The sequence below is a fragment of the Ruminococcus turbiniformis genome (assembly GCF_020687545.1).
GTDB classification, from domain to species: domain Bacteria; phylum Bacillota; class Clostridia; order Lachnospirales; family Lachnospiraceae; genus Mediterraneibacter; species Mediterraneibacter turbiniformis.
The window spans coordinates 1-17,347 of the sequence record NZ_JAJEQX010000015.1; the positions used below are offsets into that span (position 1 = coordinate 1).

Below are 17,347 nucleotides of genomic sequence, written 5' to 3' on the forward strand. Positions count from 1 at the left end.
CTCCTGAGACCTAAGACTGCGCGTTTGCCTTTGCTTTTCTCTTCTGCAGATATGCTTTCACAAACGGGAAAGCGAAGGAGAAGATCGTGAAAAGGAACAGGATCAGTGTCAGCGGTCTTGTAAAGATATCGAGGATGTGTCCCTGGTACAGCGTCGCTGTAACGGACGCGGATCTCTCCATCATCGGTCCAAGCAGAAGAGCAAGGGCGATGGGCGATGTCGGGAAGTTGTTTCTCAGCATGATGTAGCCGAGCACACCTGCGCCGAATCCGACAAATACATCGAAGATGTTCTTGTTGATGGAGAACGTACCTACTGTAGCAAGGATTACGATCGTTGTACAGAGGATCGATTTCGGGATCTTCAGGATCAGGCTTCCGCACTTGCAGACCGCAAGACCTACGAAGTACAGGAGTATGTTAATCGCTGCGAAACCGATAATCAGCGTATATACCGTATCTGCATGCTCTGTGAACAGCGTCGGTCCGGGCTGTACGCCGTGTACGATCATGGCGCCGAGGAACAGGGCCGCGGGAGCGGATCCCGGGATACCGAGAGTCAGCAGCGGGATCAGGGAACCACCGGTAACGGCGTTGTTCGCGCACTCGGACGCGATGATACCCTCAGCCGCACCTTTCCCGAACTCTTCCGGATGTTTGGACGCTTTCTTTGCCTCGTTGTAGGACAGGAAAGCAGCGATATCCGGGCCGGCTGCCGGGATGATACCGATTACGATACCCCAGATCGTGGAGCGGACCGCGTTAACTACGTTTGATTTAATTGTTGCAGCTTTGAGCTTCATGGAGCCGACTTTTCCGGCGTCCGCCATCTTGCCCATGGGGTCTTCCAGCATCTTGAACAGCTCCGGGAAGGAGAACAGTCCGATGAGGACGACGTTTACGTCAAATCCGCCGGTCAGGGCAGAGTTGCCGAATGTAAATCTCGGGAACCCGTTGACCGGATCCTGTCCGAAGCACGCAACGATCAGCGCGACGATCGCCACAAGACATCCTTTAAACAGGTTGTCCTGGGAGAGCATAACAACAACCGACAGACCGAAGATCGCGACGAAAATCTGCTCCGGCGCGCCTACCATCATGGCGATTCTTGCAAGCAGCGGCGCGCAGAGAAGAAGCGCGATACTGGACCAGAAACCTCCGAACGCACTGCCCAGTGTAACGAGGTGCAGCGCACGTCCGGCTTCGCCCTTTTTCACCAGGGCTTTTCCTTCCAGCGATGTGGGCACCGAAGCCGGCGTACCGGGAATACCGACGAGCACCGCCGGGATGGATCCGCCGTACACACCGCCGCAGTACAGGCCGGAGAGGAGCAGAAGTCCCTGCCCTGGCTCCATGCCGTATGTAAAAGGTACGAACACTGCCACCGCCATCGTAGCGGAGAATCCGGGCAGCGCTCCGAACACAATACCGATTGCCAAACCTGCCAGACAGATCAGGAGGTTCATCGGCGTAAAGACACTGGTTAAGCCGATCAATATATTTTCCATAACAAAAATTCCTCCTAATTACAGATTCAGTGAGATCCAGCTTCCTCTCGGAAGGATCACCGACAGGAAAAGACTGAATACATAGTAGATAACAAGTGTCAGGATCACGGGCAGAAGAACGACAACCACTTTGTTTTTCGTCTTCAGCATGATCAGCGATACAATACCGAACAGTACTGTGTCAAAAATGTAACCGATCTTGTCCAGCAGGAACAGATAGGCAAGCACAAGCACGAAGTATGCCACAAGAATCTTCCACTGCTGTCTGATATGGGTTTCATATACTTCTGAAGTTTTGTATTTTACGATTCTGTAGATCAGAAGGCCTCCCGTCATGATGTAACTGATAATCAGCAGCACTTTCGGATAGGTCACCGATTCTTCCGGAATCTCGCCCAGCTGTACCGTCAGGCTTACAAGAAAGAGCAGGATCGCGAGACAGCATATGACGTCGGACGTGCTCCGTTTCATCTGGTTTGAATTCATAGTTTCCCTCCTAACTTATCAGATAACTCACGGATGTCGGAGTTCCATACTTATTATGATGAGATTTACTCAAAATCAGCACTGTCGATCATCTCTCTGATGCTGTTGTGGTTCTCCTCATAGTAGCCTGTGAACTCGTCGATTCCCATAAAGTCAACTGTAACTCCGGCTTCCTCAGCCGCAGCGATGAACTCTTCATTCTCACATACCTTTCCGATCGCATCGGACAGTACCTGAAGCACTTCCTCCGGTGTTCCCGCGGGAGCTACAAAACCTCTCCACATCACAGAGTTGAAGTTTTCCAGTCCTTCGATTCCGGACTCGGCAAGTGTCGGCACATCGGGAAGAAGAGGATGTCTCTCTGCGCTTGTAACAGCGATCGGCTGTACGTTGCCCGCATTGATCTGTGCCGTTGCCTCGCTGATGAACGGAGTTGCCACGTCGCAGTCGCCGCTGGCTACGTTGTTGATGGCTGTCACACCGCCGTCAAACGCGACACGCATAAAGTTTGTTCCGGTTGCTTCCTCGAATTCCATCTTCAGGAAATCCCAGTGGCTCCATGCTCCTCCGATTCCCCATGTGGTGCTTCCGTCCTGTCCTGCTGCAAGAAGGCTGTCTACATCTGTGATGCCTGAAGCATTGCTTGCAACGATGACATGCGGGTCAGCGGAGAACTGCGCGATCGGAGCGAAGTCATCCTTTGTATAGGTAACGCCGTCAAAAAGCGCATCTCCGTTGGAGTCTGTGGATGAGAAGTAAGCGATTGTATAACCGTCCGGGTTTGCGTCTACCAGATTTGTAAGACCGATTGTTCCGCCTCCGCCGGATACGTTGTTGATAACGAATGTCTGTCCCAGTTCCTGCTCAAGGTAGGAGCAGACAAGACGGGTTGCAATATCAGCGCCGCCGCCTGCCGCGTAGGGAACGATAACCTCTACGGTTCCGGTCGGATAATCGGCAGCCGCATCTGAGCCGCTGTCACCGCTGCTGTCTGAAGAACTGTCAGTACCTGATCCCCCTACAGACAGTGCGCCGCATCCGGTCACAGCCCCCATTGTCACTGCTAATGTCAGCAAGAATGCCACACTCCTTTTTTTCATGTTTTCTTCCTCCTTTAAAAATTTTATTTAGATAATCGAATATAAAGCAATCTATGTGCCAACTTTGAAGTACAAAATTTTTTGAGTAATAATCAATAAAATTTTTGTGAATTACATGTTGTTTTAGCGCTAATTTTTTGTTATATTTTGCTAAGAAAGTGCTAAGATCCAATTATCTCAAAATTCATCTTATGATTGCAAAACATTTTATTTCATTTCAAAAGATTGCATAAAGCAATATTTTGCAACTGTTAGATTTGCAATCATGGATGCTGCAATATCTATAACGTGCTAAGAACACATAAAAGAAAACGTAACCTGAACACAGTGCTAAAATATTGCTAATTTTTATAAAGGGGGCATTATTCTTATGATACGCATGGTTTTTTTCACGCCATATCCGGAAATACTGCCAACGATCGAGCAGGTTTTCCGTGAGAGACCGGACAGAGATGAGCTGGAATACAAGGTCATTCAGAATCCCTCTAATCCTCCGCTGCAAACAGCAGCCGCAGATGCGGACGTAGTCATTGCCCGCGGGTTTACAGCCCGTACAATGGAAGAACTCGGCTTTGTCTGCGCGGAACTTAAAGTCACCGGCCTGGATCTCGTCAGCGCAGTCAGCCGGTGTCTGAAAATGTATCCGAAGGAAAAGAACATTGCCGTCATCGGCGCTTACAATATGATATACGAAACCGACACGGTGAATACGAATTTCACATTTGTCAGACTGACCCCATACCCTGTCTCTGATAAAACAGAAGTGGATGCAGTTATTCAGAAAGCTGTATCTGACGGAAATACAGCTGTGATCGGAGGATATGCCGCGGTCGAGGCCGCAAAAAAATACAATATTCCCGCCGTCCTCATCGAATCCGGCCGCCGTGCGGTGAACAATGCCATCTCCGAGGCAAAAGCCGCCGTCGGAATCGCCCGCCGGGAAATGGCGAAAAGCAGTACACTCTCCGAAATTATGAACTGTTCTTTCCAGGGAATTATCGCCATTGACAGAAACGGAAAGATCACAATGGCCAACAGCTATTGCGATTCCATACTGGAAACCGGGAAATGCGCTCTCGTCGGATGCAACATCAGCGACTTTTTCCCGGATCTGCGGGTTACAGACGTCATCGAAAAAGGGATAGAACTGCGCTCAGAGCTGCACACTTACAGACAGTACCGTCTGATGGTCAACTGTGTACCTGTCGCCAATCAACCGGGGAGAGTAAAGGCTGTGCTGACCTTCCAGAATACCGCCCGCATCCAGGATGAAGAAGACCTGATCAGGAAGTCGCTCCACTGCTCCGGCTATCAGGCAAAATATCACTTTTCCGATATCTTCCACCAGAGCACGGTAATGGATAACATAATCTCGGACGCACAGAATTTCAGTCACTCCGACTCAAATATTCTGATTTACGGCGAGACAGGGACAGGGAAGGAACTCTTCGTTCAGAGCATTCATAACGCCAGTCCGAGGAAGGACTATCCTTTCGTGACTGTCAACTGTGCCGCTCTCCCGGAAGACCTCCTGGAGAGAGAGCTGTTCGGCTGTGCTGACGGTACATTCGGCGGAACGCCGGAAGGAGGAAAGAAAGGGCTGTTTGAGGTCGCCCACAAAGGGACACTTTTTCTCGATGAGATCGGGGATATCTCGCCCAGTATGCAGAGCCATCTTTTGCGCGTGCTTCAGGAACAGAAAATTACGAGACTCGGCAGCGACACAGCCATATCCGTAGATGTCCGGATCATCTCCGCGACGAACAGAAACCTGAAAGAAGCCGTGGCAGAGGGCAGTTTCCGCCAGGATCTCCTCTACCGGCTGAACGTACTTGAGTTCCGTGTTCCGCCGCTGCGGGAGCGCGGCAGAGATGTTCAGCTCCTGCTGAACCGTTTCCTCGCACTGGCTCACGAGACTACCGGATGTGTGCTGTCCGGTCTTACCTACGATGCGATGGAACTCCTTTGCCGGTATTCCTGGCCCGGAAATATACGGGAAATGAGCAATTTCTGCGAGAGACTGTCCATTCTCTGCAGGACGGCCTTCGCCGGAACCGAAGATGTGCTGCGCGTTCTGCCAGATGCACTTCTTGGATGAAGCAGTCACCCGTAACAAAGATGCGCCGGTATCAGGTGTGCGTATTTTGTGCACGCCTGATACCGTGTCTTTCCCTGATCACCTGCTTTAACTATCTTAACTGTTTTCCGTCTGCAAACGCTGTTCCCACTCTCTCGCCTATCCGGAGATACGCATGGTTCGCAGCATCATATGAGATCGCGTTCAGTCTGTCCGTGTCAATCTTTCCATCCGCAGTCAGAATCCGCTCATCCGCGCTCACATTGACGATCTTCGCCACAATTCGCAGTGTTTTGTCATACTGATTCATTTCTTCCACCCGACACTCCAGAGTAAGCGGCAGCTCCTCGATTACAGGCGCATCCACAAACTCACTTTTCACAGTGTGGAAACCTGATTTCTTCATCTTGTCCGGCTCGTCATGCCCGGATACGATTCCAACATAGTCCGCCGCCACAAGATTCTTCACATCCGCGATTCCAACTGTAAATTCCTTTTTTGCCTTAATGTTATCCGACGTTTTATGGCGGACTCCGATGTTGATCTGGAGCCGGTCAGAATTTATAATCCCCCCGTATGCCACATTCATCGCATCCTCTGTTCCGTCTTCACCGTAAGTCGCCACTATAAGCACCGGCTGAGGATATATGTATGGATTGGGTCCAAGATTTTTGCGCATGATTATTCTCCTTCCTGCTGAAAAAATTAATTTGCGATATTTTCGCGTTTCTGTTTTCTGTAATTATACCAGCGCCTGCATGCAAGGGCAATAACCACTGGTGCTCAAAAGGCCCGCTCCCCAAAAATGGCCGCCCTGCAGAAATTCTGCCGGGCAGCCATTTTAATTTTCTCAGCTGTTTTTCATACAGCATATTATTCTTTTTTCTGTCCGTGAGCCTCCAGCCAGTTCAGCAGATCCTCAAACACCTGCTCTCTGTCTGTCTCATTGAGTATTTCATGCCGGTCCCTCGTATAGAGTCGGAGCGACACATCCTGAATCCCGGCCCTCTGATATTTCTCAAAGACCTTGCGGACTCCTTTTCCGAAACCGCCCACCGGATCGTCTGCACCTGACACGAACAGCACGGGCAGCCCTTTGGGAATCATGTAAACTCCCTCTTTCCGCTGCATACTGATCATGCCGGCAAACATATTGTAATAGGCGTTTACCGTAAACATAAAGGAACATAGCGGATCTGCCACATACGCATCCAGGCGTTCCCTGTCGCTCGTAACCCAGTCCGCCCTCGTGCGCGCCGGTTTGAACTTTCTGTTGAAAGCCCCCATCGCCATCCGGTCTACGAGTCCGCTCCGGTAATGCCATCCGCGGAAGACAGCCATCAACCGGCAGAGCCTTTTCCCGAAAAGAAGCGTTAACTTCATGTGATCCGTCACTGTCCCCATCAGGATAACACCGCTCAGCCCGTTTCCGTACATCTGAATATACTGCCGCAGAAGGGAAGACCCCATACTGTGCCCCAGCATGAAATACGGAACATCCGGATACTTCTTCATAATCCGCTGGCGCAGGGTGTGTATATCGCCGAGCACACATGCATTTCCGTATTTTTCACTGAAAAACCCATACTCTGACTTCGCCTGCACGGACTTGCCATGTCCGAGATGATCATTTCCCACGACGTAGTATCCCCGTTCACACAGGAACTGCGCAAACTCATCGTAACGCCCGATATATTCCACCATCCCATGGCATATCTGAAGGACTGCTTTCACTTCGCCTTCCGGCTTCCACTCCATTGTATGGATTTCTGTGTTGCCGTCCTTTGACGGGAAATAAAACTCATCTCTCATGTTACTCACTACCTGTCATCTAATTTTATGTACTCTCTGTAAGGAGCAAGCGGCTTGTACGCCGGACGGATGATTTTGTCTACATTTTCAAGTTCTTCCAGTCTGTGCGCACTCCAGCCGACAATACGCGCAGCCGCGAAAATCGGCGTGTAAAGTGACTGCGGAAGATCCAGCATACTGTACACAAGGCCGCTGTAAAAGTCTACATTTGCGTTTACACCCTTGTACATGCGGCGTTTCTCGCCGATGATCTCGGGGGCCATATGCTCCACCTTCTCATAGAGAGCGTACTCATCTTCATGTCCTTTTTCTCTGGCAAGCTGTTTTACGAAACGCTTGAAGATATCTGCACGCGGGTCAGAAATCGAGTAAACTGCATGTCCCATACCGTAGATGAGCCCTTTTTTGTCAAATGCCTTCTTGTCGAGAAGCGCCTCCAGATACGCACGGATCTGATCATCGTCATTCCAGTCCGTCAGATTCTTCTTCATATCCTCAAACATCTGCGTAACCTTGATGTTCGCTCCGCCGTGCTTCGGTCCCTTCAGAGACGCCATAGCCGCAGCCATTGTAGAATACGTGTCTGTTCCGGAAGATGTTACCACGTGCGTTGTAAAGGTAGAGTTATTTCCGCCGCCGTGGTCCATATGAAGCACAAGTGCCATATCAAGAATCTTCGCTTCCAGTTTCGTATATTTGCGGTCTTCGCGAAGCATCATCAGAATATTCTCCGCCATCGACAGCTCCGGCTTTGGAGCGTAGATGAAAAGATCCTCGCCCCTTCTGTAGTTATATGCATGATATCCGTAAACCATCAGCATCGGGAACTGACTGATCAGATTCAGACACTGACGCAGTACATTGGGTATACTCGTATCGTCCGCTTTATCATCATAGGAATAAAGCTGCAGAATACTTCTCGTGATACTGTTCATCATATCGCGGCTCGGGGCCTTCATGATGACATCGCGCACGAAATTCGGCGGAAGCAGCCGACGTTCCGCAAGCATTTCCTGAAAATTTCTTAATTCCGTTTTGTTTGGAAGTTCTCCGAAAAGCAACAGATATGCCGTTTCCTCAAAGCCGGGGTGCTTTGCATCCAGAAATCCCTTGACCAGATCTTTTATGTTGTATCCCCGGTAATAAAGATTGCCTTCGCATGGAACTGTCTTTCCATCAACCACTTTGGAAGCACAGACATCTGAAATATTTGTCAGCCCTGCCAGTACCCCCCGCCCATTCAGGTCACGCAGTCCGCGTTTCACCTCGTACTTCGTGTACAGTTCCTTGTCTATGGCATTATTCGTTTCACATTTGAGCGCCAGTTCTTCGATCTGTGGAGTAATGTCGTAAAAAATATTGTCGATGTTTCTCACCATAGGCGTCTCCTCCTTCTCTTTCCTATTATCTTTTTTCTCTGTATGACCTTTTTATTATACTAAAAATTTACACATTATACAATAAATTGTATATTAAATATTTATTAACGAGCCTGCGAACCGCCATTTTGCACAATTCTCCGGCACAATACCCTGCTCCTTTCTCCGGCTTTCAGACCGTTTTATCTCTGTCGTTTCCTCCTGCTCCGAGTATGTTTGACAGCGCCGCAAACTCTTCCAGCGCCAGTGCCTCCCCGCGCACAGAAGGGCCTTTTCCGAGGCTTTCAATCGCCGCGTCGATCTCCTCTTTCGAGAAAGCAAGCTCCGGAGAATTTTTCAACCCGTTGGAAAGCGTCTTTCTCCTCTGGTTGAAGGAGGCACGTATGATCCGGAACATGAGTTTCTCATCGTCCACCCTCACCGGAGGTTCCTCATAACGGTCCAGCCGGATCACAGCAGAGCCGACTTTTGGCCTGGGCATAAAGCAGTTCGGCGGCACATTTGCCACAATATACGGCCTGGCATAGTACTGCACCGCAAGAGAGAGGGCTCCGTAGTCCTTTGTTCCCGGCCCCACCTGCATCCGGTCAGCCACTTCTTTCTGTACCATCACAGTAATGCTTTCCACCGGCACATGGTTCTCAAACAGCCCCATGATAATCGGCGTGGTGATATAGTACGGCAGATTCGCCACAACTTTTACCGGCTTCCCGTCATTCTCGCGCTTTGCCAGCTCTGCAACGTCCACTTTCAGAACATCGTCATTGATCACCGTCACATTGTCATATCCCTCCAGAGTATCCTCCAGAATCGGAATCAGCGCACGGTCAATCTCCACCGCCACCACTTTCCGGGCAGCGCACGCAAGGTACTGCGTCATCGTGCCGATGCCCGGGCCGATCTCGAGCACACAGTCATCCGGACCGATTCCGGCCGCACGGATAATCTTGTCAAGCACATGGGTGTCGATAAGAAAATTCTGTCCGAATTTCTTCTGAAACACAAAATTGTATTTCTGCAGAACGGCGATTGTATTCTGTGGATTTCCAAGCGTAGGCTCTTTCATATAATCTTCTTCCTTCTCCTTTTTCTCTCTGCTCTGCGTCCGTCCTACACCGGCAGGACATACAGCGCACGCGCGTTTTCTTCCGTCCGGCGGATCACTTCCTCAAGGGTCACTCCTTTGATCTCTGCGATCTTCTCCGCCACGTACGGCAGATAAAGCGAACTGTTGCGCTTCCCCCTGTACGGTTCCGGCGCCAGATACGGGCAATCCGTTTCCAGCACAATAGACGAAAGAGGAATCGCTTCTACGACCTGTTTTAGTTTCTTTGCATTCTTAAAAGTGACAACTCCGCCCACTCCGATATAGTATCCCATCTTTACATACTCGCAGGCCATCTCCGGAGAGTAGGAGTAGCAGTGTATCACCGCCCTCATCCCCCGGGCGTGTTCTTTCATGATCTCCATCGTGTCCGCCGCCGCTTCCCTGCTGTGAATGATCACGGGCATATTTTTCGCCCGGGCCAGTTCAAGCTGGCGGATAAACCATTTCTTCTGAAGCTCATGACTCTCCTTGTCCCAGTAGTAATCGAGGCCGATCTCTCCCACAGCCACGATCTTCTCCAGGTCAAGGAGCCGTTCCATCTCTGCCATGCGCTCCTCATCAAGCGTCCCCGCCTCATCCGGGTGGATGCCGACAGCGCCGTAAACGAAAGGCCAGCGCTCTGTCAGCTTCTGTATCTTCCCCCAGGATTCCACCGTGGAACCGGCGTTTACAATCAGGCCGATTCCCCCGGCTTCCATATCGGACAGGAGCGCTTCTCTGTCCGTGTCAAACTGTTCGTCGTCATAATGTGCATGTGTGTCTATAATCATCCTGCTGCCGCCTTTCTTTCAGTTCTTTTCCCGGATATTACCTCTTTACAAAATATTCCTCATACCATACAAGGAACGTATAGATTGTCCACACTTTTCTCCAGTTGTCAGAGTTTCCGCCCACATAATCGTCAAAGATGGCGTTAATCTCATCCACATTGAAGAACTTTTCCGCCATATCACTTCTGAATTTTGCACGGACATCCTGATTATATCTGTCATCTGCCATCCAGATACGGATCGGCACGATAAATCCGAGCTTTTTGCGGAATGCAATCTCCTCCGGAAGCACTTTCGCCGCCGCCGTGCGCAGCGCCACCTTGTTCTGCTCCTCATTTACCTTGTATTCCGAAGGCATTCTCGAAGCAATGCCGAAAATTCTCCGGTCGGTCAGAGGCATGCGGATCTCAAGCCCTGCTGCCAGGCTCATCTTATCTACGTTCAGATAGATATCTCCCTCAAGCCAGATCTGAATATCCACATCCGACATCTTTGTGAGAGGATCCAGCCCTTCCGTCTCCTCGTAGATGCTCCGCGCCACTTCGATGGGGAGCACGTCCGGATCATATTTTTTCAGGATGCGCTTTTTCTCATCCTCTTTCATGATGTTCGTATTTCCCACATAGAACGTCTTTAAGTTCTCCCCGTAGCGCTCCGCGTTGCGGTACATGTTGTATCCGCCGAAGAACTCGTCCGCTCCTTCTCCGGAATAACACAGCTTTGTGTGCTTCGCAGTCTCCCGGCATGCGATGGCAAAGGCAATCGCCGACGCATCCGCAAGGGGGAGCTCCATATTGTACATCACATACGGAACGATCTCAAAATACTCTTCCGGCGTGATCAGACACCGGGAATTTTTCCGGCCGAGAATATCCGCCGTCTGCTTCGCAAGCCCTGACTCGTCGAATCTCGCCTCCTCATATCCGCAGGAATCTGTCATCTCCACATCCGACATGGCAAGCACATACGAAGAGTCCACGCCGCCGGAGAGGAACGACTCTGCCGTCTCGTCCGGAGTCTTCACCTCAGGCATGATCTCCTTTAATGTCTCGTGAATCTCATCCGCCCAATCTTCCAGTGTCCTGCTGTGATCCGGTTTAAACGTGGGCGTCCAGTACCGCGTAATTTTAAGCTTTCCATCCTTCCACACAAGATATCTGCCGGGCATCAGTTTCTTAAGTCCTCTGAAAAACGTATTCTCCCCGGCCGCATAAGTCAGGCTCAGATAGATCTGAAGCATTTCTTCATTCAGCTCTTTGACAAATCCCGGCTGCTCCATAATGCCGCGAATCGTCGTGCCGTAAAGAAGCCGGCCGTCCGCCGTCTCATAGTAATAAAACGGTTTCGTTCCGAACTGGTCTCTTAAGCAGAACAGCTCCTCCTTCTCCTCATCCCAGATTGCAAACGCAAACATGCCATGCATGTGATCCGCCATCTCATGCCCCCACGTCTCATACGCGCGGAGCAGAATCTCGTTCTCCCTCTCCTCCCGGGTCAGATCTGTCCTGATCCCGAGTCTTTCGCAAAGTTCTTCCCAGTTCCGGATATGTCCTCTGTATTCTTTAATAATTGCCATCTGTATTCTCCCTGCCCATCTTTCGTATTTCTCCGGCCTGCCTTCCGGTGATTCATTTTACATTCATCTATTATAATAGATAATTTCAGGAATGTATAGTAGCAGACAGGGCGGCATGGCCGAAAAGCCATGCCGCCCTGCGAAATACCGCTTATTTTGCAAAGGTCCTGCCGTCGGAATTACCCTTTGACAGCTCCGCTCATGAGTCCGTTCTCAATTCTGTCCTGGAACAGTACATATGCGATGATCACAGGAATTGTGGTCAGACAGATTCCTGCCATCGATGCGCTGTAGTCTGTACTGTATTCTCCGAAAAAGGACAGAAGCCCCATAGAAATCGTTCCTTTTTCCTTATCCGTGATAAAAATAAGCGGAAAGAGAAGGTTATTCCAAACCTGGATAAAATTAAATATCGACGCACTTATGATACCCGGCATGGACAATGGCATAATCATCCTGAAAAACACCTGATGTATCCCTGCGCCGTCTATAATCATCGCCTCTTCCAGTTCTGTCGGTATGCTGTTCATAAATCCGGTCAGAATCAGGACAGTCATAGGGAAACAGAACGCAGAATATAAAAGAATCAGCATCCCATAATTATTCATCATGCCGAACTTTCCGAACACATACGACAGCGGGATTAAAACAGCCTGAATCGGTATCATCATTCCTGAAATAAAAAGCAGATAAATGCCCGATTTTATTTTGAAATGAAATTTTGACAAAATATAGGACGCCATAGCGCCAAAAACACCTGTCAATATAATTGTACCTGCTGCCAGTATAATCGTATTCAGAAAGTATCTTCCGATATTGCCCACATTCCAGGCGGTAATATAGTTTTCATATCTGAACTCCTTCGGCAGTGATACAAAAGATTCAAAAATTTCCAGATTTCCTTTCAGTGAACAGAAAATAGAAAACACAAGCGGATATACATTAATCACTGCTATGGCCAGAAAAACAATAAACCCGATTATATGTCCGATAGAATATCTCTTTTTTGCCCTGTTCATACACTCTTCCTCCTAATACTCCACGCTTTCCCGCCGGTTCATGAGTTTCAGGCTGGCAACAGAGACAACCGCGCTCAGCACAAAAATAACAGTGGCGATAGCGCTTCCCGTACCATAGTGCCCGTACCGGTACGCTTCGTTGTACATGAGGAGTGCCGGCACAATCGTTGAATTGTCTGTGCCTCCGGAAGGCGTAAGTATATATACGGTATCGAAGATTTTCAATACACCTGTAATTACCATGATGACAGACATTTTTACTGAGTCCCAGAGCATCGGTATGTACAGATATCCAATCTTCTTAAGTCCCGTCGCTCCGTCTATCTCCCCCGCCTCTATAATTGACTCGGGCACTGCCGTAAGTCCTGCCAGGCAGATAATCATATAGTAGCCGACACTGGTCCATGTACTGACCGCAATCAACGCAATCAGAGCAGTATCCGGGTTTACCAGCCACTGCTGCGTCATATTTTCCAGTCCGAGATGAATAAGAATTGTATTCAGTATCCCCTTATCCGTCGGAAAATAGATAAAATTCCAAAGCAGTGATACCGCCGATACCGAAAGGATCATAGGAATAAAAAACGATGCCTTAAAAAACCGCTTGAAATGCATAAATTTATGAACAAGAAACCCGAGGGCAAAACCGATAGGCACCTGGAGAACCACGCTTATTGCCGCATAAATCAGTACATTCTGAAGCGATTTTAAAAATACCGGATTCTGAAACAGGTTAACAAAATTGTCAAGCCCTACAAATTCCAACGGAACCGACTGGATTCCCGGCCATTCATGAAAAGAAAAATAAATGGACATTATAACCGGAATCACTTCAAAACACAGATAGACTGCCAGTGCGGGAAATAGAAATATGCAGATATATTTTTTATTTCTTCTGATTTTTTCCATATAAATCACTCCTCAACATGATGGGGCCGCTCTGTCTTAAGCGGCCCCATTTTTCTGTCAGACTACTGCGGCCTGTTGGCATCAATATCCGCCTGTATTGCCGCCGCGGTATCTTCCGCCGACGTTCCAAGCATCATATTCAGAATCCCGTTTCTGGAGACATCAACAAGCGTAGAGCATGTATCATAATCAAAGTATTCACCAATAGAATCTGTGATTGTATCTGTGTAGGCAACCATATCCTTGAAAATCTGCGGCGCGTCTTCCGGAGCTGTAATATTTTTATACGGGGCAACTCTCATTGCCGCATCCATACGTTCCTGAATCGCTTCCGGGGTTGTCATATACTTCACCAGTTTCAGAGTCGCTTCCTCCTCTTCTTCTGACATTGTTCCTGACAGCATCCAGCCGGATGTATATACAACGCGTGTATCCTTATACTCTTCCTTGTCTGTAAAATACGGGAACGGGAAGAAGGAAATATCGTCCAGAATCTGTGAATCGCTCGCAAACATCTCCGGAATAATCGGGCTGCTGTGAGAGATCATTGCGACTTCACCGGAAAGGAACTGACTCATCTGCGTGTTCACATCAATCCCCTCGAATCCTTCCATGAAAGCATTTTTCTCATCTTTCAGATCTTTGGTAATCTGCAGGCATTCCAGCACGTCGGAGTCTGTCCATGACTTTTCTCCGGTACCCAAAGCCCGGATGCCGTCTCCGCCGATCCTCTTTGCAAGAATATTATTAAATATATGCCCCATTACCCAGGTATCTTTGCCTCCCACTCCAAAAGGCGTAATCCCCGCGGCATTCAGCTTGTCTATCGCGTCATACAGCTCATCCATTGTCTCGGGCGTTTCAGTGATTCCGGCCTGTTCAAACAGTGCCTTATTATAGAAGATTGCATCCACGTTCAGCTCATTTGGAAGCGCATAAATACCTTCCACACCATAATCATCCAAACGGTAAGTATCGAGCGCTCCGTCAAGGAAGCTGTCCCTCCATTCCGGATCTGCCTCCAGAGCATCTGTCAGGTCAAGAAGCACTCCGCTCTCCGCCCATTCTTTTAAGCCCGCGATCGCAGGATAGTAGAAAATGTTCGGCGTCTCTCCTGTGGAAATTGCGACTTTCAGCTTATTGTTGTACGCAGCTTCTTCATATATAGAATCATTCTGCACTTCAATGTCCGGATTCTCTTCCATAAATCTGGCGATCTGATCCTCATACACCTTTGCGATAGGCGTATCTCCGCTGTCGCGGCTCATAAATGTGATTTTCACTTTGCCGCTGCTCTCAGACGAATCCGAGCTCTCTCCGCTGTCTGAACCGCTGCCGCTGCTGCCCGAACAACCTGCCATCGAACACACCATAACTCCTGCAAGTAATACGCTGATAATTCTTTTTTTCATACTTTTCTCCCTTTCATCTTAGTTATTATCCAGTTCCACCGCACACATCTGATGTCCTTCTATCTTCGGAATATTGAATATGATCGTTTTTCCCTCCCTTCTGAACTCTATTTCATTCTGTGATGGAACACATTTCACACTTTTTACTTTTCCTTCACACCGCAGCGCCACTTTCAAATTGTAAATCGGCACGATATCCTCTACAATTTCCAGTTTGCTGCATTTTTTCTCCGGTATATAATACAGTACGTGAAGAATCAGACGATTCTGTTCTTTCTGTTCCAGAAGGTTTGTTATCACCCCTGACGGCCCGTCATGCTGCACAAGCGGCAGCGGAAGAAGCCTCTTCAGTTCATTCCTGAACAAAATCTTGTACCAGTGCGGAGCAGATGTCTGATACGTCCTGAAAATCGGATGAATAAAATATGCCGTATTCTCCGTTTCTATAACAGCCGGATAAGCCGCCTCCCTTGAAGACGGTGAGTGCAGATGCGAACAGAAATGCTCATAGGTCCTGTTAAAGACCGGACGGACCGCATCCTGGACAAACACTGCCTTTTCACCGGCCTTCACATATGTTCCGCAGTCATACATGACATGTTCGGAACTTGCCAGCCCTTCCGCAAGATGCTCCCGTGGGCTGATAAAATCCGGACTGTACGGCGCTGTTCCCAGATAAACCGCTTCCAGTTCCGGCACCATGAATCCGGTTTTGTCTCTATCCAGCCCGGACTCAAATGTACAGATCACTCTGCCGCCGCCCGCTATATATTTTCTGAGTTTTCGCGCAAAGCATTCATCCACCGGGATGACATCCGGGAGGATGAGCAATGTGTATCTGTCAAAATCGGATTCACTGTCAATAAAGTCAAACTGCTGGCTTAATTCCATCAGCATACGGGCCGCGCCTTCCGAAGATCCGGGGATCTCCCCCGCTTTGCCCGTCGCATAAAATTCCTCCGCGGTAAACACGCCGATTTCCGTGACAGGCACCGCACCCTCACACCAGGGTTCTTTCTCCTCTACCGATGCATATACCTCTCCGATCTGCCTGTACATAAAAGGGTTCAGCTCGCCCCAGTAATCCATCTGATCACCTATTGTACACTTACAGCCGTTAGCCAGCATGGAAAAGACCTCGTATTCCATCGCCGCCCTGTTGCGGTACGCATGGAAGTCTCCCCATTCCGTGTGAAACCGGCTTGTCAGACCCAGACATTCATTTCCGAAATTCCTCATATATTTGGCAGATACCGGGAAATCCAGATAGCCCCAATCGGCTCCCGGCAGCGATTCAAAGGAAAAATAGGAATAATCCTTTAAAACCGGCTTGTCCAGATAACCCACATGCCCTTTGTTATAGCACACACGGAAATCCGGGTTGAAGGACTTTGCAAAAGCGGTAAGATCTTCCACCATGTCATAGTACGTCATGAGGGCAAACTTTTTCCTGTCTTCTTTTTCCGCCGGGTTCATCCCAAGCTTCCTCATTTTCTTCTGACATGCAGGGCAGCAGCACTCTGTCACAAACGCGGCGTCATACCATACTCCTTCCGCGGGAATGGAGGAAAGTACTTCGCTGAACTGATCTTTCAGAAAGTCTCTGTATCCCGTATTTACACACAGATTTTTGTAAAATCCGGCCTCAAAAAATCCTTTTCCCTTATAGTCCTGAAGCGCTCCGTTCTCATCAATGCACACCCATTCCGGATGCGCGTCTGCGGCAGGCTTATTCCACCGGATTGTCGTATAGAGATTTACCTGGATATTATGTCTGTGGCACGCTTCTGCCTGCTCTCTCAAAAGATCTCTGTGGACAAGATGCGGATGAACCATCTGCGGATATTTTTTCGAATCATAATAAAGCATTCCGTGATGGCAGCAGCTAAACAGTGTAATGGAATCTACATGGGCTTCCTCAAGAGTTCGGGCAAATTTTTCCGCATCAAAATCAGCGCAGACACCTTCAATTTTTTCGCTTGTGTGAAAATCAAGATGAATCTGCCGGAACGGGATTTTACTTTTATCCATTGTTTTCTTCCCCCTGCTCGTTTTGATGGGTTCATTATAGAAAGTTTCGTCCGCTCTGTGAATGAAGATTTTTTGGATGACCCTGAATTTTTTTGGATAAGCAAACACCAGGCCTGATGTGTCGAATACATCGGCCTGGTGTTCATTTTCTCTGCGTAATT

Annotated in this window: 14 protein-coding genes; 1 reads left to right on the forward strand and 13 read right to left on the reverse strand. The window is 48.9% G+C overall.

Going from position 1 to position 17,347, the window contains the following annotated elements:
* Positions 1-10 precede the first annotated feature (10 nt).
* The 3 genes from LKD70_RS09380 to LKD70_RS09390 form a co-directional block, all read right to left on the reverse strand.
* Positions 11-1,507: a tripartite tricarboxylate transporter permease gene (locus tag LKD70_RS09380; protein ID WP_227707771.1), complete on the reverse strand. Its 1,497-nt coding sequence runs from the start codon at positions 1,505-1,507 to the stop codon at positions 11-13.
* 18 nt (positions 1,508-1,525) lie between these two features.
* The gene (locus tag LKD70_RS09385; protein ID WP_227707772.1) at positions 1,526-1,993 is read right to left on the reverse strand and encodes a tripartite tricarboxylate transporter TctB family protein; all 468 of its coding nucleotides are present in this window, start codon (positions 1,991-1,993) and stop codon (positions 1,526-1,528) included.
* Positions 1,994-2,058: 65 nt separating this feature from the next.
* Complete coding sequence (locus tag LKD70_RS09390) at positions 2,059-3,093, reverse strand: tripartite tricarboxylate transporter substrate binding protein (protein ID WP_227707773.1); 1,035 nt, start codon at positions 3,091-3,093, stop codon at positions 2,059-2,061.
* Between the two features lie 370 nt (positions 3,094-3,463).
* On the opposite strand from LKD70_RS09390, the gene LKD70_RS09395 reads away from it, so the two are divergent.
* Positions 3,464-5,191, forward strand: coding sequence for a sigma 54-interacting transcriptional regulator (locus LKD70_RS09395; protein ID WP_227707774.1), 1,728 nt, complete (start codon positions 3,464-3,466; stop codon positions 5,189-5,191).
* Positions 5,192-5,282: 91 nt separating this feature from the next.
* On the opposite strand, the gene LKD70_RS09400 is transcribed toward LKD70_RS09395, so the two are convergent.
* The 10 genes from LKD70_RS09400 to LKD70_RS09445 form a co-directional block, all read right to left on the reverse strand.
* Entirely contained in the window at positions 5,283-5,849 is a 567-nt protein-coding gene (locus tag LKD70_RS09400) for a flavin reductase family protein (protein WP_227707775.1), read from the reverse strand.
* Between the two features lie 194 nt (positions 5,850-6,043).
* Positions 6,044-6,982: an alpha/beta fold hydrolase gene (locus LKD70_RS09405; RefSeq protein ID WP_227707776.1), complete on the reverse strand. Its 939-nt coding sequence runs from the start codon at positions 6,980-6,982 to the stop codon at positions 6,044-6,046.
* Between the two features lie 8 nt (positions 6,983-6,990).
* Positions 6,991-8,361: a citrate/2-methylcitrate synthase gene (locus tag LKD70_RS09410; protein WP_227707777.1), complete on the reverse strand. Its 1,371-nt coding sequence runs from the start codon at positions 8,359-8,361 to the stop codon at positions 6,991-6,993.
* Positions 8,362-8,533: 172 nt separating this feature from the next.
* A complete protein-coding gene (gene rsmA / locus LKD70_RS09415) occupies positions 8,534-9,427 on the reverse strand; it encodes a 16S rRNA (adenine(1518)-N(6)/adenine(1519)-N(6))-dimethyltransferase RsmA (protein ID WP_227707778.1) in 894 nt (297 codons plus the stop codon).
* A gap of 44 nt (positions 9,428-9,471) precedes the next feature.
* Positions 9,472-10,239, reverse strand: coding sequence for a TatD family hydrolase (locus LKD70_RS09420; protein WP_227707779.1), 768 nt, complete (start codon positions 10,237-10,239; stop codon positions 9,472-9,474).
* Positions 10,240-10,276: 37 nt separating this feature from the next.
* A complete protein-coding gene (gene asnB / locus LKD70_RS09425; protein WP_227707780.1) occupies positions 10,277-11,815 on the reverse strand; it encodes an asparagine synthase (glutamine-hydrolyzing) in 1,539 nt (512 codons plus the stop codon).
* 179 nt (positions 11,816-11,994) lie between these two features.
* Positions 11,995-12,834, reverse strand: coding sequence for a carbohydrate ABC transporter permease (locus tag LKD70_RS09430; RefSeq protein WP_227707781.1), 840 nt, complete (start codon positions 12,832-12,834; stop codon positions 11,995-11,997).
* A gap of 12 nt (positions 12,835-12,846) precedes the next feature.
* Positions 12,847-13,743: a carbohydrate ABC transporter permease gene (locus LKD70_RS09435; protein ID WP_227707782.1), complete on the reverse strand. Its 897-nt coding sequence runs from the start codon at positions 13,741-13,743 to the stop codon at positions 12,847-12,849.
* A 62-nt stretch (positions 13,744-13,805) separates the two neighbouring features.
* Positions 13,806-15,155, reverse strand: coding sequence for an extracellular solute-binding protein (locus LKD70_RS09440; protein WP_227707783.1), 1,350 nt, complete (start codon positions 15,153-15,155; stop codon positions 13,806-13,808).
* Between the two features lie 18 nt (positions 15,156-15,173).
* On the reverse strand, positions 15,174-17,186 hold the full coding sequence (locus LKD70_RS09445; RefSeq protein WP_227707784.1) for an alpha-amylase family protein: 2,013 nt from the start codon (positions 17,184-17,186) through the stop codon (positions 15,174-15,176).
* Between the last annotated feature and the right edge of the window lie 161 nt (positions 17,187-17,347).